This is a genomic window from Geodermatophilus sp. SYSU D01119, assembly GCF_054049975.1.
On the sequence record NZ_JBJGYL010000039.1, the window covers coordinates 19,493 to 36,089 of the forward strand.

At 74.9% G+C, this 16,597-nt stretch carries 19 protein-coding genes; 9 read left to right on the forward strand and 10 right to left on the reverse strand.

The window, feature by feature from the left end; all coding sequences use genetic code 11:
* The first annotated feature begins 4 nt into the window (after positions 1–4).
* Both ACI79X_RS21620 and ACI79X_RS21625 read left to right on the forward strand, forming a co-directional pair.
* Positions 5–721 (forward strand): phosphoadenylyl-sulfate reductase, encoded by a 717-nt coding sequence (locus tag ACI79X_RS21620; RefSeq protein WP_457027477.1) that lies wholly within the window; start codon positions 5–7, stop codon positions 719–721.
* Between the two features lie 12 nt (positions 722–733).
* A complete protein-coding gene (locus ACI79X_RS21625) occupies positions 734–1,027 on the forward strand; it encodes a 4a-hydroxytetrahydrobiopterin dehydratase (protein WP_457027478.1) in 294 nt (97 codons plus the stop codon).
* Between the two features lie 57 nt (positions 1,028–1,084).
* Here ACI79X_RS21625 and ACI79X_RS21630 read toward each other — a convergent pair whose 3' ends face one another.
* The 3 genes from ACI79X_RS21630 to ACI79X_RS21640 form a co-directional block, all read right to left on the reverse strand.
* Complete coding sequence (locus ACI79X_RS21630) at positions 1,085–3,319, reverse strand: PhoX family protein (RefSeq protein WP_457027479.1); 2,235 nt, start codon at positions 3,317–3,319, stop codon at positions 1,085–1,087.
* Between the two features lie 112 nt (positions 3,320–3,431).
* Positions 3,432–3,824, reverse strand: a complete 393-nt coding sequence (locus ACI79X_RS21635; RefSeq protein WP_457027480.1) for a DUF3037 domain-containing protein — start codon at positions 3,822–3,824, stop codon at positions 3,432–3,434.
* Positions 3,821–4,675, reverse strand: a complete 855-nt coding sequence (locus tag ACI79X_RS21640) for a HipA family kinase (protein WP_457027481.1) — start codon at positions 4,673–4,675, stop codon at positions 3,821–3,823. The genes ACI79X_RS21635 and ACI79X_RS21640 overlap by 4 nt, the downstream gene beginning before the upstream one ends.
* 36 nt (positions 4,676–4,711) lie before the next feature.
* On the opposite strand from ACI79X_RS21640, the gene ACI79X_RS21645 reads away from it, so the two are divergent.
* The gene (locus tag ACI79X_RS21645) at positions 4,712–5,299 is read left to right on the forward strand and encodes a DUF1990 family protein (RefSeq protein WP_457027482.1); all 588 of its coding nucleotides are present in this window, start codon (positions 4,712–4,714) and stop codon (positions 5,297–5,299) included.
* On the opposite strand, the gene ACI79X_RS21650 is transcribed toward ACI79X_RS21645, so the two are convergent.
* Positions 5,221–5,577, reverse strand: coding sequence for an iron chaperone (locus tag ACI79X_RS21650; RefSeq protein WP_457027483.1), 357 nt, complete (start codon positions 5,575–5,577; stop codon positions 5,221–5,223). The two genes, ACI79X_RS21645 and ACI79X_RS21650, sit on opposite strands and share 79 nt — an antisense overlap.
* A gap of 55 nt (positions 5,578–5,632) precedes the next feature.
* Between ACI79X_RS21650 and ACI79X_RS21655 the strand changes: the two genes are divergently transcribed.
* Both ACI79X_RS21655 and ACI79X_RS21660 read left to right on the forward strand, forming a co-directional pair.
* Entirely contained in the window at positions 5,633–6,772 is a 1,140-nt protein-coding gene (locus ACI79X_RS21655; RefSeq protein WP_457027484.1) for a serine hydrolase domain-containing protein, read from the forward strand.
* Between the two features lie 77 nt (positions 6,773–6,849).
* The gene (locus ACI79X_RS21660) at positions 6,850–7,680 is read left to right on the forward strand and encodes a DUF4394 domain-containing protein (protein ID WP_457027485.1); all 831 of its coding nucleotides are present in this window, start codon (positions 6,850–6,852) and stop codon (positions 7,678–7,680) included.
* A 39-nt stretch (positions 7,681–7,719) separates the two neighbouring features.
* Here ACI79X_RS21660 and ACI79X_RS21665 read toward each other — a convergent pair whose 3' ends face one another.
* The 3 genes from ACI79X_RS21665 to ACI79X_RS21675 are packed head-to-tail and all read right to left on the reverse strand — an operon-like array spanning position 7,720 to position 10,260.
* Complete coding sequence (locus ACI79X_RS21665) at positions 7,720–8,460, reverse strand: ABC transporter permease (RefSeq protein ID WP_457027486.1); 741 nt, start codon at positions 8,458–8,460, stop codon at positions 7,720–7,722.
* Positions 8,461–8,484: 24 nt separating this feature from the next.
* The gene (locus ACI79X_RS21670; RefSeq protein ID WP_457027487.1) at positions 8,485–9,387 is read right to left on the reverse strand and encodes an ABC transporter ATP-binding protein; all 903 of its coding nucleotides are present in this window, start codon (positions 9,385–9,387) and stop codon (positions 8,485–8,487) included.
* A gap of 51 nt (positions 9,388–9,438) precedes the next feature.
* On the reverse strand, positions 9,439–10,260 hold the full coding sequence (locus ACI79X_RS21675; RefSeq protein WP_457027488.1) for a formate/nitrite transporter family protein: 822 nt from the start codon (positions 10,258–10,260) through the stop codon (positions 9,439–9,441).
* Between the two features lie 23 nt (positions 10,261–10,283).
* Between ACI79X_RS21675 and ACI79X_RS21680 the strand changes: the two genes are divergently transcribed.
* The gene (locus ACI79X_RS21680) at positions 10,284–11,003 is read left to right on the forward strand and encodes a monooxygenase (protein ID WP_457027489.1); all 720 of its coding nucleotides are present in this window, start codon (positions 10,284–10,286) and stop codon (positions 11,001–11,003) included.
* A 16-nt stretch (positions 11,004–11,019) separates the two neighbouring features.
* On the opposite strand, the gene ACI79X_RS21685 is transcribed toward ACI79X_RS21680, so the two are convergent.
* The 3 genes from ACI79X_RS21685 to ACI79X_RS21695 are packed head-to-tail and all read right to left on the reverse strand — an operon-like array spanning position 11,020 to position 12,952.
* Positions 11,020–11,550 carry an N-acetyltransferase family protein gene (locus ACI79X_RS21685; RefSeq protein ID WP_457027490.1) on the reverse strand — a complete coding sequence of 177 codons (531 nt, stop codon included), beginning with the start codon at positions 11,548–11,550 and terminating at the stop codon, positions 11,020–11,022.
* A gap of 48 nt (positions 11,551–11,598) precedes the next feature.
* The gene (locus ACI79X_RS21690) at positions 11,599–12,348 is read right to left on the reverse strand and encodes an FAD-binding oxidoreductase (RefSeq protein ID WP_457027491.1); all 750 of its coding nucleotides are present in this window, start codon (positions 12,346–12,348) and stop codon (positions 11,599–11,601) included.
* The gene (locus tag ACI79X_RS21695) at positions 12,341–12,952 is read right to left on the reverse strand and encodes a sulfite oxidase-like oxidoreductase (RefSeq protein ID WP_457027492.1); all 612 of its coding nucleotides are present in this window, start codon (positions 12,950–12,952) and stop codon (positions 12,341–12,343) included. The genes ACI79X_RS21690 and ACI79X_RS21695 overlap by 8 nt, the downstream gene beginning before the upstream one ends.
* A gap of 156 nt (positions 12,953–13,108) precedes the next feature.
* Here ACI79X_RS21695 and ACI79X_RS21700 point away from each other — a divergent pair, with 156 nt between their 5' ends.
* From ACI79X_RS21700 to ACI79X_RS21710, 3 genes are read left to right on the forward strand one after another with little or no spacing between them, the layout of a single operon-like run.
* Entirely contained in the window at positions 13,109–13,813 is a 705-nt protein-coding gene (locus ACI79X_RS21700; RefSeq protein WP_457027493.1) for a succinate dehydrogenase cytochrome b subunit, read from the forward strand.
* Between the two features lie 13 nt (positions 13,814–13,826).
* Entirely contained in the window at positions 13,827–15,773 is a 1,947-nt protein-coding gene (locus ACI79X_RS21705; RefSeq protein ID WP_457027494.1) for a fumarate reductase/succinate dehydrogenase flavoprotein subunit, read from the forward strand.
* Positions 15,774–16,547 carry a succinate dehydrogenase/fumarate reductase iron-sulfur subunit gene (locus ACI79X_RS21710; RefSeq protein ID WP_457027495.1) on the forward strand — a complete coding sequence of 258 codons (774 nt, stop codon included), beginning with the start codon at positions 15,774–15,776 and terminating at the stop codon, positions 16,545–16,547.
* Positions 16,548–16,597 lie beyond the last annotated feature (50 nt).

Here is a 16,597-nt window from a genome sequence, read left to right on the forward strand (position 1 = left end):
AGCCGTGGAGGAGACCCGGCCGGTCGCGGCGACGCCGGAGCTCGCGGCCGAGGCCGACGCCCGGTTCGAGGGCATCGCCGACCCGGTGGAGCAGGCGCTCGCCGTGCTGCGCTGGGCCGGGGAGACCTTCGGCGAGGGCTTCGCCGTCACCTCCTCGATGGCCGACGGGCTGCTCGCCCACCTCGCCTCCCGCGCCGTGCCCGGCGTCAACGTGGTCTTCCTCGACACCGGCTACCACTTCGCCGAGACGATCGGCACCCGCGACTGGATCAGCAGCGTCCTGCCGATCACGCTCGTCAACGTCACCCCGCCGCGCACGGTGGCCGAGCAGGACGCCGAGCACGGCCCGGCGCTGCACGACCGCGACCCCGACCTGTGCTGCGCGCTGCGCAAGGTGCAGCCGCTGGCCCAGGCGCTCTCGGGCTACGCCGCGTGGGGCTCGGGCGTGCGCCGCGACGAGGCCGCCACCCGCGCCGGCACCCGCGTCGTCGACTGGGACGCCAAGCGCGGCATGGTGAAGGTCAACCCGCTGGCGGCCTGGACGCAGGACGACGTCGACGCCTACATCGCCGAGCACCGGGTGCCGGTCAACCCGCTGCAGGAGATCGGCTACGCCTCCATCGGCTGCGCGCCCTGCACCCGGCCGGTCGCCCCGGGCGAGGACCCGCGCGCCGGGCGCTGGGCCGGGCGCGGCAAGACCGAGTGCGGCCTGCACCTGTAGGAGCATCCCGACGTGCCCCGGCCGCCCCGCCTGTCCCCTGACGAGGTCGCGGCCGGGCTGCGCTCCCTGCCGCTGTGGAGCGGGGACACCGCCGGCCTGCACCGGACGGTGCAGCTCGCGTCGTTCCCCGCCGCGGTCGCGGCGATCGCCGCCATCGCCGACGTCGCCGAGGAGATGGACCACCACCCCGACGTCGACCTGCGCTTCCGCACGCTGCACCTGACGCTGGTCAGCCACTCCGAGCAGGGCGTGACCGCGCTCGACCTGGAGCTGGCGCGCCGCATCGACGCGCTGCTGCCCGTCTGAGCCGGAGGGCCGGCTCGGGGGGATCCTCCCCCGGGCCGGCCCCGTCGCGTGCGGCGGTCAGGCGCCGACGCGGCCCCCGTCGTGGCGGAAGGCGACCGCCACGCTCGGCCGGGGGAACGGGCGCTCGGGCAGCCGGTCGGGCCAGACGCTGGAGGGCGTGTCCCGGGTCGACCCGGTGGTCTCCCCCGGGTGCTGCACCGACACGAACACCGAGCGGCCGTCACCGGGGATCAGCGGGCCGCTGCACTCCGCGCCCAGCGGCACGGTGAGGAACGCCTTGAGGTGGCCGCGCTCGGGGCCGTCGACCGGGACGGCGAACAGCCCGTCGTTGGTGCCGGCGACCGTCCCGGCCTCCTGGTTGCGGGTGGACAGGACGTTGCCGTCCGTGGAGATCCACAGGTTGCCCGCGGGGTCGAACTCCAGGTTGTCGGGGCAGGAGATGGCGCTGACCTGCGACTTGTCGTACCCGGCGAAGTAGGTGGCCGGGTCCTCGGGGTCGCCGGCCAGCAGGAAGATCCGCCAGTTGAAGGTGGTCCCGGCGATCGAGCCGGTCTCCTCCCACTCGATGACGTGGCCGTTGCGGTTGCCCGCCCGCTGCTCGTATGTGCCCGACTCCGCGTCGAACGCGAAGGAGCGGGTCAGCGGGTTCGCCTCGTCGGCGCCGGGGCGCCCGCCCGCGCCGGTGCGGTTGGAGTTGTTGGTGAGCGCGGCGTAGACCCGCCCGTTGACCGGGTTGACCTGGATGTCCTCGGGCCGGTCCATCCGCGTGGGGACCTTCGAGGGGTCGACGACGACGGGGGCCGCCGGATCGGGGAAGTCGCCGCGGGCGTCGAGCTGCTTGCCGAGCCGGTCGGCGGCCAGCCGGGTGAAGGTCAGCACCCAGGCGACGTCCTTGCCCGGGACCATCGACCGCCCGTCCTGTACCAGCGGGACCCACGTGCCGGTGCCGTCGAACTCGCCGTCGGACGGCAGGCGGCCGCTGCCGTCGATCTCGGCGGCCGGCGAGTCGCCGGTGAAGCGGGCGACGTAGAGGTCGCCCTCCTCCAGCAGCGTCATGTTGTGCGCCCGTGCGCGGACACCCTGCCCGGGGTCGAAGCGGCGCTTGGAGACGAACTTGTAGATGTAGTCGAAGCGCTCGTCGTCACCGGAGTAGGCGACGACGCGGCCGTCCTCGGCGATCTGGACGTTGGCGCCCTCGTGCTTGAAGCGGCCCATCGCCGTGTGCTTGCGCGGCGTGGAGTGCGGGTCGTACGGGTCGACCTCCACCACCCAGCCGAAGCGGTTGACCTCGTTGGGCTCGCGGGACAGGTCGAAGCGCGGGTCGACCGTCTCCCAGCGCCGCGTGGGCGCGTCCTCGGCGCTCACGCCGTAGCGGGCCAGCCGCGGCTCTGCGGGGTTCTCCGGAATGGGCGCCGAGGTGCCGAAGTACTGGTTGAAGTTCTCCTCCCCGTGCAGGGTCGTCCCCCACGGGGTGATGCCGCCGGCGCAGTTGTTCAGCGTGCCGAGGACGGTGCGGCCGGCGGGGTCGGCGCTGGTGCGCAGGTAGGTCGACCCGGCGGCCGGCCCGGTGAGCGCGAAGGGCGTGTCCGTGGTGATCCGGCGGTTGCGGTCGAGCTGGCGGGTGGGCTGCCAGATGCCGGAGTCCCCCGACCGCTTGATCTGCACGACCGAGATGCCGTGCGCCATCATCGCGACGCGCTTCTGCTCGTCGGAGATGTCGCCGGCGCCCTCCTCGTCGGCGACGCCGCCGAACATGAGCTGCTCGTCGGTGTACTCGTGGTTGACCACCAGCAGCGCCTTGTTGCGGCCCAGCGGGAGGAAGCCGAGGAAGTCGCAGTTGTAGCCGAACTGCTTGGCCTGCGCCTCCGGCGTCTGGGCCTCGACGTCGAAGGGCGGGGCGCCCTCCTCGACCGGGTCACCCCAGCGCATGACGACGGCGTAGCCGTAGCCGGCGGGCACGACCAGCTCGTCGAGGAAGTTCTGCTGCACGGGCTGGAAGGTCAGGGCGCCGCCACCCGGGCCGCCGTGCCGCCCGGGGGCGGCGGCCGCCTGCTGCGGGAACAGCGGCGCCGCCGCGACGACCAGCGCGCCGGTGCCGGCCACCTTGAGCAGGTCCCTGCGGCTGATCGACGCCTGGACCACCGACTCGAACGTCGGGTTGTCGGTCCGGTTGGGCACGGGGGCGTCGCAGGCGTTGCCGCACTTGTAGTGGCAGGTGACGTGGCTGCGGGAACCGTGCCGCACCTGCATGAGCAGGGGCAGGAGTCGGCGCCGGCCGGCGAGTTCCGTCATCGGATTCCTTCGAACGGGTGACGAGGCCCCCGAACGGTAAGGAGGACCGGTCCCTCCTCAGGTGGCCAGCAGGTGAAACCACCGTGACCTGTGGGACGCCTGTGAGTCCGGCTCAGCCCTCGACGGGGAGCACGAGCAGCCGCAGCAGGCGGTCGGCCTCGGCGTCGGGGTCCTCGGTGAGGCCGGTGTGCACCGGTCCCGGCTGGACGACGGTGCTCCGCGGCGCGGTGAGCCACCGGAACCGCGAGCCCAGCGCCTCGCGGCCGGCGGCCCCGGCGGCGGGGTCCGCGGCGCAGACGTCGGCCGCGGCCTGCAGCGCCTGCCCGATCGCGCGCGGGTCGGCGGTCGGGTCCAGCGCCCGCAGCCGGTCGACGTCGAGGTGCACGCGGCTGCCGAGGTAGTCGCGCTGCCGGCAGTAGACGAGGACGCCGGCGTTGAGCGACTCGCCGCGCTCCACCCGGGGCACCACGCGCAGCACCGCGTACTCGAAGGTCTCCCGGCTCACCGCTGGCTCACCCCGGGCGGGGGCGGCGGGCCGAGCCAGGCGGGCCGGTTCTCCCCGCGCGGGGCACGGCGGCGGCCGCCGCCCGCGTCGGCCGCGGCGACCAGGCCGGGCAGCCACCCGTCGCGGGCGCCGAGGCGGGCCAGCAGCTGGGCGACGTAGCGCTCGCGGACGTCGCCGGGCGCCTCGTCCGGCGAGGGACCCTCCAGCCAGCCGTCGGGGACGCGCGCGAGCACCGCCTCCAGCAGCGGCCGGGTCACCCGCCCGGCGAGCGCGGCGTCGGCGGCACGGACGTCGGGCGCGCACTCGACCAGCGCGTGCTGGGAGGCGTCGTAGGGCCGGGCGACGGCGGCCTCCGCGCCCGGCCAGTGGTGGTGGAAGGTGAGCGCGGCGCCGTGGTCGATGAGCTGCAGCCGGCCGTGCCAGAACAGCATGTTCGGGTTGCGCCAGGAGCGGTCGACGTTGCCCACGAGCGCGTCGAACCACAGCACGCGCCCGGCCAGCTCGGCGTCGACGCCGTCCACGCCGGCCTCGAAGTCGAGCGCGCCGGGCAGGTAGTCCAGGCCGAGGTTCAGCCCGGCCGAGCGCTGCAGGAGCTCCTGCACCTCGGGGTCCGGCTCGCCCACCGCGAGCTCCGGGGCGACGTCGACGGTGACCAGCGCGGGCACCGGCAGCGCCAGCGCCCGGGCGAGCTCGCCGCACACCACCTCGGCCACCAGCACCCGCACGCCCTGTCCGGCGGCCCGCCACTTCACGACGTAGGTGCCGAGGTCGTCGGCCTCCATGAGCCCCGGCAGCGAGCCACCCTCGCGCAGCGGGGTGACGTAGCGGGTGGCGGTGACGGCGGGCAGCACAGTGCCGGACAACCTACGCCGGTCCACACTGGTGGCATGGGCCTGTTCCGGGCCGCGTCGCCCGAGGGCCTGCGCGACGCGCCGTTGACCTACGCCGAGGTCGGTGCCACCCGCGCGCCGCAGCTGCCGGCGGGCTACCAGCACGGCGAGTGGCGGGAGGTCGTCGGGTCGGGCCGGGAGACGTTCGAGCGGGTCGCCGCGGCGATCCTGGACTGGACGCCGCAGCGCAGCGTGGGCCTGCGGGTGCGCGCCACCGGCTCGCCGGGCGAGGTGGGCACCGTGGTCGTGCTGACGGCGGGGTTGCCGAGGCTGGGCTACGACATCCCCTGCCGCGTGGTGTGGGCGTCGACCACCGGCGACGAGCGGGGCTTCGCCTACGGCACGCTGCCCGGCCACCCCGAGGCCGGCGAGGAGTGCTTCACCGTGACGCTGACGCCGGCCGGCGAGGTCGTCGTCGTCCTGCGGGTGTTCTCCCGGCTGGCCACGCCGGCCGCGCGCGCCGTGCCGCCGGTCGCCCGGTTCGTGCAGGGGCTGGCGACGCGGCGCTACCTGTCGTCGCTGCGGCGGGCGGCCACCGCCGACGCGACGCGCTCCACCAGGTCCTCGGGCACCGGCCGGCCGTAGCGCAGGTGGACGGCGTCCTTCCCGGAGCGGAGCGGCGCCACCTCGGCCTCGAGCTCGCCGTCCAGGACCGGGACGGGGTACAGCGCCGCGTGCCTCTTCCACGCGGCGTAGTGCAGGCAGTAGCGGGAGCCGAGCATCGCGGCGGGCATGCCGTAGCGGATGGTCTCGGTGGCGCCCGGCATCCCGCGCAGGACGGCGCCGCGCACCTGCTGCAGCGCCTCCCGGGCCTCGGGCGGCAGGGCCGCCAGGTACTCCTCGACGGTGGCGGGGGCGGTCACGCCGCGGATCGTGCCGCAGCCGATGAGTCCGCGTTCCTCCCCCGGTCCCCCCTGCATGGGACTGGCAGCGGACGTGGCGCGGGTGGTGTCCGGCGCGGTGGAGGCCGGAGAGGTGCCGGGCGCCGCCTGGTGGGTGTCCCGCGGCGGCGAGGTGGCGCGGGGCGCCGCGGGCGCGCACACGCCCGGTGGGGAGGACCGCCTGGCGCCCGACGCCGTCTTCCGGATCGCGTCGACCACCAAGCCGGTGGTGGCCGCGGCCGCGCTGTCGCTGGTCGACGAGGGCCTGCTCGACCTGGACGAGCCGGTCGACCGGCTGCTGCCGGAGCTGGCCGGCCGCCGGGTGCTCGCCGACCCCGCCGACGCGTCCGCCGGCACCGTCCCCGCCCGCCGCCCGGTCACCGTGCGGGACGTGTTCACCTTCCGCCTCGGCCTGGGCATCGACTTCACCGCGCCCTGGCCGACGCCGACCGTCGCCGCGCTGGAGGCCGCGGGGCTGCCCGCCGGGCCACCGGCGCCCCAGGCGCTGCCCGCGCCCGACGAGTGGCTGCGCCGGGTGGCGTCGGTGCCGCTCGCCCACCAGCCCGGCGAGCGGTGGCTCTACCACGTGGGCGCCCAGGTGCTCGGCGTGCTCGCCGCCCGCGCCGCCGGCCGGCCGCTGCCCGACCTGCTGGCCGAGCGCGTGCTGCGCCCCCTCGGCATGGCCTCCACCGGCTTCGCCGTCCCGGGCGGCGCCCGCGACCGGCTCGGCCCGCACTGGACGCCGCCGGACGACGCAGGCACGCGGCACGTGTACGACCCCGCCGACGGCCAGTGGAGCCGCCCGCCGGCCTTCCCCGACGGCGGCGCCGGGCTGGTCTCCACCGTCGACGACCTCGCCGCCCTCGCGGAGGCGCTGCTCGCCGGCGGCGGGCCGGTGCTGCGCCCCGGCACGGTGCGGGTGATGCTCACCGAGCAGGCCGGACCGGTCGACGACGAGGGCGGCGGCTGGGGGCTGGGCCTCGGCGTCCGGCGCGAGGACGAGCCCGGCGGCCGGCACGCCGGGTCGTTCGGCTGGGACGGCGGCCTGGGCAGCTCGTGGTGGACCGACCCGGTGACCGGGACGACGGCGGTGCTGCTGACCAACCAGATGTGGGCCTCCCCCACGCCCCCGCCGGTGTTCGGCGCGTTCCGCTCTGTCGCGTTCGGCGCGCGGTGAACGGATCGCGCGGGCAGCCGTAGACCCCGGTGTGCGCACCTCACGGCCGAGGTGCCCGACCCACGGGGAGACACACCATGCGCAAGGGACTGACCACCGCCCTGACCCTGTCCGCCGCCGCGGCGCTCGCCGTCACGCTGGCGCCGACCGTCGCCTCGGCGGACGGCGGCGGGAACGGCTCCGGCCGCGACCGCCTGCCGGCCGTCGGCCTGGCCGGCGACCGCACGCTGGTCGGCTTCGACACCGACCGGCCGGAGCGGGCCCGCGCCCTCGGCGAGGTGCGGGGCCTCGCGCCGGCCGACGCCGAGCTGGTCGGCATCGACACCCGCGTCCAGGACGGGAAGCTGTACGGCGTCGGCCGCGGCGGCGGCATCTACACGATCGATCCCCGCTCGCTGCAGGCCACGAGGGCCGGCCAGCTCACCGTCACGCTCGAGGGGCAGTCCTTCGGCGTCGACTTCAACCCCGCCGCCAACGCGCTGCGGATCGTCAGCGACACCGGCCAGAACCTGCGCCAGCCCTTCGCCACCCCCGGCGCGGCGACCGCCGTCGACACCCCGCTCAACCCGGCGCCGGGCACCGGTGTGACCGGCGCGGCCTACACGAACAACGACCTCGACGCCGCCACCGCGACCACCCTGTTCGACCTGTCCACGGCCGCCGACCAGGTGGTGGTCCAGTCCCCGGCCAACGCCGGCACGCTGGCGCCCACCGGGGCCACCGGCGTCGACCTCACCGGCGACACCGGCTTCGACATCGCCCCGGCCCGGCGCGGCGGGCAGGCCGCCTACGCCGTCGCCGGCGGCCGCCTGTACGCCGTCGACCTGCTCACCGGCCGGTTCACCGACGCCGGCCGCATCGGCGACGGCTCCGTCACCGACCTCGCCCTCCCGCTCGGCGGGCGCTGACCGGCGGGCCCGGCTCCCGCCCCGCGGGAGCCGGGCCGCTCACACGTCCCGGCGCTCCAGCAGCACGGCGCCGGCCGCCCAGGCGCCCGCGGCCCAGGCACCGGCCACCGCCAGGCCCACCGGCCAGGTGGTGGGGACGGCGAGGAAGGCGTCCTCGCCCACCCGCAGCGCCGGCAGCGCCTGCGACAGCAGCTCCGCCGTCCGCCCACCGGCGATGGCGAGGGCGGGCGGGCCCACGAACACCAGCGCGATCCCGAGCCCGAGGGCGCCCGCCGTCGAGCGCAGCACCGCGCCCAGCCCGGCGGCGAGCACCGTGACCAGCACCGCCCCCGCCACCTGCAGGCCCGCCGAGCGCAGCACCTCCGGGTCGCCCACCGACACGCCGCCGGGCACCGCGACGAGCGTGGTGGCCGCCAGCACGCAGCCGGCCACCAGCAGCACGGTGACCAGTGCCGCCCACACCGCGACGACGACCGTCTTGGCGGCCAGCAGCCGGGTGCGGCGGGGCACCGCCACCAGCGACGACAGCGCCATCCCGCCGAACTCCGAGGTCACCGCCAGCACGCCGAGCACGACGAGCACCACCTGGCCGAACGCGAAGCCGGTGAGCACCACCCCGACGGCGGAGTCCGCGGTCGGGGCGCTGCGGGTGGTCGCGGCGGCCAGCCAGGCGAACGAGCCGACGACCAGCACGTACACGGCGGTGCACCACCAGGTGGAGCGCAGCGTGCGGAGCTTGGTCCACTCGCTGCGCAGCACCGCCGTCAGCGGCACCCTCACGCCACGCCCCTCACGCCACACCCCTCACGCGACACCCGCCCGGTACTCGACGTCCTCGCCGGTCAGCGCCAGGTAGGCAGCCTCCAGCGAGGCGACCACCGTGGTCAGCTCGTGCACCGGCACCGCGGCGGCGAACGCGACGTCGCCCACGGCCGCCGCGTCCAGGCCCTCCACCCGCAGCGCGCCGTCGACCTCCAGCGACACCGCGGCGCCGGCCCGGCGCAGCGCCGCGGCCAGCAGCGGCCCCTGCGGGCTGCGCACCCGCACCGACGCGCCGCGGCCGAGCAGGTCGGCCATCGCGACGTCGGCGAGCAGCCGGCCGCGGCCGAGGACGACGAGGTGGTCGGCGGTGTCCTCCATCTCGCTCATCAGGTGGCTCGACACCAGCACCGTGCGGCCCTCGTCGGCCAGGTCCCGCAGCAGCTCCCGCACCCAGCGGATGCCCTCGGGGTCCAGGCCGTTGACCGGCTCGTCGAGCAGCAGCACGTCGGGGTCGCCGAGCAGCGCGGCGGCGATGCCCAGCCGCTGCCCCATGCCGAGGGAGAAGCCGCCCACCCGCTCGTGGGCCACCGCCCCGAGCCCGACGAGGTCGACGACGGCGTCCACCCGGGCGGTCGGCAGCCCGTTGCTCTGCGCCAGCGCCAGCAGGTGCGCGTAGGCGGAGCGGCCGGGGTGGCGGGCGCGCGGGTCGACGAGGGCGCCCACCCGGCGCATCGGCACGTCGAGCTCGCGGTAGGGCACGCCGAGCACGGTCGCCGTCCCGGCGGTGGGCCGGGTGAGCCCGAGGACGCAGCGCATCGTCGTCGTCTTGCCCGAGCCGTTGGGGCCGAGGAAGCCGGTCACCCGGCCCGGCCGCACGGTGAAGGAGACGTCGTCGACGGCGACCCGGGAGCGGTAGCGCTTGGTCAGCCCCTCGACCTCGATCACGCCGACAGTGTGGCGACCGCGCCCGCCCGGCCCGCGGAGGCGCCGCCGGTGTCAGTCCTCGGCGTCGGCCGCGGCGCGCTCCCGCTCCAGCAGCTCCTTGCTCCGCACCAGCCGCAGCAGGGTCACCACGAGCAGCCCGCCGGCCATGTTGAGCAACGTGACGTACCAGAACCAGGCGAGCCACTCGCCGTAGCCGAACGGGGCGGTTCCGGTGTGGATGGCGCCGAAGACGAGCAGCGTGTCCAGGACGGAGTGGAACAGCTGCAGCCCGGCGAGGACGAAGGCACCGGCCACCGCGGCGACGATCTTCGCGCCGTCGGCCGAGGTGCCGTTCTGCATCCGGGTCATCAGCGTGATGACGACGCCGCCGAGGAAGGCCAGGCACACCGCGCGCAGGTCCAGCGGCGACTCGACGAAGTGCCGGGCGGACTCGACCAGCGTCGGGCCGAGCTCGGGGAACGCGTGCGCCACCACCCACATGAACGCCCAGCCGCCGACGAGGTTGCCCACCAGCGTCCCCGACCACAGGCGCGCCAGCTGCCCCCAGCTCGCCCGCCGGGCCACCACCGCGGTGACCGGCAGCAGGAAGCCCTCGGTGAACAGCTCGCTGCGGGCGAGCAGGAGCGCGACGAACCCCACGGAGAAGGCGAGGCCGGCGAGCAGGTGGCTGCCCGTCTCGGCGTAGACCGCCACCAGCGCGAGGACGCCGACCGAGACCTCCAGGCCGCCGGCCAGCCCGGTGGTGAGCACCTCCCGCCAGGTGCGGTGCAGCCGCTGAGCGCCCTGGCCGACCACCCGGTCGAAGGCCTCGACCAGCTCGTCCTCGGCGGGGGCGTCGGTGTCGCCGAGCTGGACGCGGCGCTGGTCGGTCACCTCGCACACCTACCCTCGGCGGCGTGCCCCCACCCGGACCGGTCGGAACGCCGCCGCTGGTGACGCTGCACCTGTGGGGCGTGCCGGGGCGGGCGGTGCCGCGGGCGGCGCTGCGGATGGCGTCGGTGCGCCCGGCGCTGGCCCGCACGCCCGGCCTGCGGTTCGCCAAGCTGCTCGGCACCGGCGACGGGCGGACCTTCACCGTCCGCGACGCCGACCCGCGCCGCTGGGGCCTGCTCGCGGTGTGGGACGACGAGGCCGCCGCCGACGCGCTCGACGACGGCCCGGTGGCGGCGTCGTGGCGGCGGATCGCCGACGAGGAGTGGTCGGCGCGGCTGCGCCCGCTGGTGGCGCGGGGCCTGTGGTCCGGGCGCGAGCCGTTCGGCAGCCCTCGGCCGCGGCGCTGGGACGGGCCGGTGGCGGCGGTGACCCGCGCCCGCCTCGTGCTGCGCCGCGCGGCCCGGTTCTGGTCGGCGGTGCCGCCGGTGTCGGCCGACCTGCACCGGGCGCCCGGGCTGCGGATGGCCGTCGGGATCGGCGAGGCGCCGCTGGGCCTGCAGGGCACCTTCAGCGTCTGGGACTCCGCGGCGGCGCTGAACGCCTTCGCCTACGACCGGCCCGAGCACGCCGCCGTCGTCGAGCGCACCGCCCGGGAGGGCTGGTACGCCGAGGAGCTGTTCGCCCGGCTGGCCCTGCTGTCCTCGCGCGGCACCCTCGACGGGGTCGACCCGGCGGCCGGCTGATCCGCCGGCCGCGGGGTCAGAGCCGCACGAAGAGGTGGATCTCCTCGCGGTCGTCGCCGGGGGCGAGCCGGATCGCGCCGGGCATCCGCCCGAACTCCTGGTAGCCGAGCCCCGCGTAGAACCCCTCGAGGCCGTAGCCGCCCCGCACGGTCAGGTGCAGCATCTCCAGGCCCGCGGCGCGGGCGGCGGCGTGCACGCCGGTCATCAGCGTCCGGCCGAGGCCCTGCCCCTGCCGGGACGGGTGCACCTGCACGCGCAGCACGGTGGCCCAGTGCCGGCGCAGCGGGCTGACCGACAGCGACAGCACCGCCCACCCGGCCAGCTCGCCGCCGACCCGCAGGACGACGACCCGCTCCCGGCCCGCGGCCGCCCGCGCGACGAGGGCGTCGAGGACCGGCGCGACGTCGTCGCGGGTCACCGGCGGCACGAAGCCGACCGCCCCGCCGGCGTTGCTGACGTCGGTCCAGCAGGCGAGCAGCTCCTCCCGCAGCTGCGCGTCCACGGCCTCGACGGCGGTGACCTCGGTCGACGGCGGGGCGGAACGCATGCCCCGATCATCGTCCGCGACGCAGGTCACCGGCGGCCCGGGTGCCGGTCAGCCGGGCGTGCCGCTCGGACCGAAGCGCTCGACCCGGATGTCGGCGGCCGGCACGCCCATGCCCACGAGCAGCTGGCTGGCCGCCTCGGCGAACGGCGTCGAGCCGCACACGTAGGCGGTCTGCCCGGGCTCCCACAGCGGCACGAGGTCGGGGGCGGTGAGCCGGCCGGCCGGGCGGATGCCGGAGGCCTCCCGGGTGGTGACCACCAGCGCGCCGGCCTCCCGCAGCTCGTCGGCGTAGGGCAGCTCGGCGAGCGTGCGGGTGGAGACGGCGACCCGCAGCAGGTCGGTGCGGCCGAGCTCGCGGGCGGTGCGCAGCATCGACACGAACGGCACGACACCGGTGCCGCCGCCGACCAGCAGGGCCGGCTCGTCGCCCTCCCAGACGAACCAGCCGCCGATCGGGCCGCGCACCTCGAGGGCGTCGCCGGGCTCCACGACGTCGGCCAGGTAGCCCGACACCTCGCCGTCGTCGAGCCGCTCGACCAGCAGCTCGACCAGCGGGTCGCCGGGCGAGGAGGCCAGCGAGTAGGAGCGCTGGGCCCGGTAGCCGTCCTCGGCGGTGAGCCGGACGACGTAGTGCTGCCCGGCCAGGTGGTCGACCCGGTCGGGCACCTCCAGCCGCAGCCGGACGGTGCGCGGGGTCGGGCGGGCCACCTCGCGCACCGTCGCCGTCCGCCAGCCCCCGGCCGGGGCCCGCAGCCGCCGGGGGCCCATCCCCGCCGGTGCGGCGCCCGGCTCAGTCACCCTGGTAGCGCTGCTCGCGCCACGGGTCGCCGCGGTCGTGGTAGCCGTTCTGCTCCCAGAAGCCCTGCTGGTCGCGCTGCAGGAGGGTCAGCCGGCTGACCCACTTGGCGCTCTTCCAGAAGTACAGGTGCGGCACGAGCAGCCGCACGGGCCCGCCGTGCTCGACCGGCAGCGGCTGCCCGTCGAACTCCCAGACGATCCACGCCTTGCCGCCGGTGACGTCCTCCAGCGGCAGGTTGGTGGTGTAGCCGGTCTTCGACGTCGCCATGACGAAGTGCGCGTCGGCGGTGGGCCGGGCGGCCTCGAGCAGGGTGTCGACGCTGACGCCGGCGAAGTGCGTGTCGAACTTCGACCAGGTCGTCACGCAGTGGATGTCGCCGCGGTAGTCCGAGGGCGGCAGCCGGTGGACGTCGTCCCACGTCCAGCTCGTCGGGTTCTCCACCCGGCCGTCGACGGTGATGCTCCACGTCTCGGGGGCGATGCGCGGGGTGGGCTCGGCGGTGAGCACCGGCCAGTCCCTCCCCACGTCGTACTGGCCTGGGGGCAGCCGCGGGTCGCGCTCGCGCCTGCTGCGGCCGAGGAAACCCCGGGTCGGTCCTGCCACGCGTCCTCCTCCGTTCGGGTGGTGCCGACGCGCACGCTGCCATGCCGCGCGGGCGCACACCAACGACCTGACCTGCGCTGAGGGTTCCCTTACATGAGGTGAGTCACTGCGTGTTCACGTGGCCGTAAAGGGGTTACGGAGCCTAACTTTGGTGCCGTGGTGACGGTGACGAACTCGGGCCAGCGCAGGACCCCGAAGGTCGCGAAGACGAGCTCGGTCGCGAAGAAGGCCGTGATGGCCGTCAGCGGCCTGATCCTGGTGGCCTACCTGGTCGTGCACATGATCGGGAACCTCAAGGCCTTCTCGGGCCCGGAGGCCTTCAACTCCTACTCGGGCTGGATCCGCACGGTCGGCAATCCGGCGCTGCCCGGTGAGACCGTGCTCTGGGTGATCCGGATCGTGCTGCTGGTCGCCGTCGTGGCGCACATCTGGGCCGCGGTGTCGCTCTGGCGGCAGGCCAAGCGCGCCCGCCCGACGCAGTACGTGGCCCGCAAGGCGGTGGCCCAGAGCTATGCCTCCCGCACGATGCGCTGGGGCGGCGTGATCGTCGGCCTGTTCATCATCTGGCACATCCTCGACCTCACCTTCGGCGCCGTGAACGCCGCCGGCCACGACAGCACCCCGTACGACCGCCTGGTCGCGAGCTTCGAGAACCCGTTCGTCACGGCCTTCTACATCCTGGCGCTGGTGCTGCTGGGCTTCCACCTGCGGCACGGCATCTGGAGCGCCACGCAGACCCTCGGCCAGAGCAACCGGCGCCGCGAGGTCACCGTCAACGCCTTCGCCATCGTCTTCTCGGTGGTGCTCATCGGCGGATTCCTCCTCACCCCCTTCGCCGTCCTCTTCGGCATCATCGACTGAGCTGGAGCACACCATGCCGCTCGACCTGTTCACCGTCGGTGAGCCCATCGCCGACACCAAGGCCCCCCGTGACGTCCCGATCGGCGAGCGCTGGAGCGAGCGCCGCTTCCGGGCGAAGCTGGTCAACCCGGCCAACCGCCGCAAGCTGACCGTCATCGTCGTCGGCACCGGCCTGGCCGGCGGCTCGGCCGCCGCCACGCTCGGCGAGGCCGGCTACAAGGTCAAGTCGTTCTGGTACCAGGACAGCCCGCGCCGCGCGCACAGCGTCGCCGCGCAGGGCGGCATCAACGCCGCGAAGAACTACCGCAACGACGGCGACTCGGTGCACCGCCTGTTCTACGACACGGTCAAGGGCGGCGACTTCCGCGCCCGCGAGGACAACGTGCACCGGCTGGCCGAGGTCAGCGTCAACATCATCGACCAGTGCGTCGCCCAGGGCGTGCCCTTCGCCCGCGAGTACGGCGGCCTGCTCGACAACCGCTCCTTCGGTGGCACCCAGGTGTCGCGGACCTTCTACGCCCGCGGCCAGACGGGCCAGCAGCTGCTCTACGGCGCCTACCAGGCCCTCGAGCGGCAGATGGCGGCCGGCACCGTCGAGCAGTTCCCGCGCACGGAGATGCTCGACCTGATCGTCGTCGACGGCCGGGCCCGCGGCATCGTGGCGCGCGACCTCATCACCGGCGAGATCAGCACCCACTTCGCCGACGCCGTCGTCCTCGCCACCGGCGGGTACAGCAACGTCTTCTACCTGTCGACGAACGCCAAGGGCTCCAACGCCACGGCGATCTGGCGGGCGCACAAGCGGGGCGCGCTGTTCGCCAACCCCTGCTACACGCAGATCCACCCGACCTGCATCCCGGTGCACGGCGAGTACCAGTCGAAGCTCACGCTGATGAGCGAGTCGCTGCGCAACGACGGCCGCGTGTGGGTGCCCAAGGAGCGCGGCGACACCCGCGACCCGCGGCAGATCCCCGAGGACGAGCGCGACTACTACCTCGAGCGGATCTACCCCTCGTTCGGCAACCTGGTCCCCCGCGACATCGCGTCGCGGCAGGCCAAGAACGTCTGCGACGAGGGCCGCGGCGTCGGCCCGAACGGCCTGGGCGTGTACCTCGACTTCGCCGAGGCCATGCAGCGGCTGGGCCGGCCGGCCATCGAGGCCAAGTACGGCAACCTCTTCGACATGTACGCCCAGATCACGGGTGAGGACCCCTACGAGGTCCCCATGCGGATCTACCCGGCCGTGCACTACACGATGGGCGGTCTGTGGGTCGACTACGACCTGCAGTCGAACGTCCCCGGCCTGTTCGTGATCGGCGAGGCCAACTTCTCCGACCACGGCGCGAACCGGCTCGGCGCCAGCGCCCTCATGCAGGGCCTGGCCGACGGCTACTTCGTGCTGCCGAACACGATCAACGACTACCTGGCCTCCGGCCCGTTCGACAAGGTCGACCCGCAGCACCCGGCCGCCGTCGAGGCGCTCGAGGGCGTCCGCGCGCAGACCGAGAAGCTGCTGTCGATCAACGGCAACCGGACCACGGCCTCCTTCCACCGCGAGCTCGGCCGCCTGATGTTCGACCTGTGCGGCATGGAGCGCTCGGAGGAGAGCCTGCGCAAGGCGCTCGACCGGATCCCCGAGATCCGGCAGGAGTTCTGGACCAACGTGAAGGTCCCCGGCGAGGCCGGGCGCTTCAACCAGAGCCTGGAGCACGCCGGCCGCGTCGCCGACTTCATCGAGCTCGCCGAGCTCATGTGCGTCGACGCACTGCACCGCAACGAGAGCTGCGGTGGTCACTTCCGGGCCGAGAGCCAGACCCCCGACGGGGAGGCCCTGCGCGACGACGAGAACTACGCCTACGTCGCGGCCTGGGAGTGGACGCCCGAGGGCGTCCCGCCGGTCCTCCACAAGGAGGACCTCGAGTTCGAGTACGTCCACCTCGCCCAGCGGAGCTACAAGTAGATGAACCTCAAGCTGCGTGTCTGGCGCCAGCGGAGCGCCGCGGAGAAGGGCAAGATGGTGACCTACGAGGTCACCGACGTCTCCCCGGACATGTCCTTCCTCGAGATGCTCGACGTCCTCAACGAGCAGCTCATCCTCGACGGTGAGGACCCGGTCTCCTTCGACCACGACTGCCGCGAGGGCATCTGCGGGTCGTGCGGCGTCATGATCAACGGCCGCGCCCACGGCAACGGCCTGTTCGACAACCACCCGCAGACGACCACCTGCCAGCTGCACATGCGGTCGTTCAAGGACGGCGACACGATCGACATCGAGCCGTGGCGGGCGACGGCGTTCCCGGTCATCAAGGACCTCGCGGTCGACCGGTCGGCGCTGGACCGGATCATCCAGTCGGGCGGCTACATCAGCGCCCCGACCGGCACCGCCCCCGAGGCGCACTCGATCCTCGTGGCCAAGAAGGACTCCGACGCCGCGTTCGACGCCGCCACCTGCATCGGCTGCGGCGCCTGCGTGGCGGCCTGCCCGAACGCCTCGTCGATGCTGTTCACGGCCGCGAAGGTCACCCACCTCGGGCTCATGCCGCAGGGCCAGCCCGAGCGCAACGACCGCGTGGTCAACATGATCCACCAGCAGGACCTCGAGGGCTTCGGCGGCTGCACCAACATCGGTGAGTGCTCCGCCAGCTGCCCGAAGGGCATCTCCATGGAGAACATCTCGCGGCTCAACCACGACCTCCTCGGCGCCCTGCGCGCCGGCGCGCGTCCGAAGAGCTGACACCTGCACCACCCGCCGGCGGGCGGGGACCCCGGCCGGGGTCCCCGCCC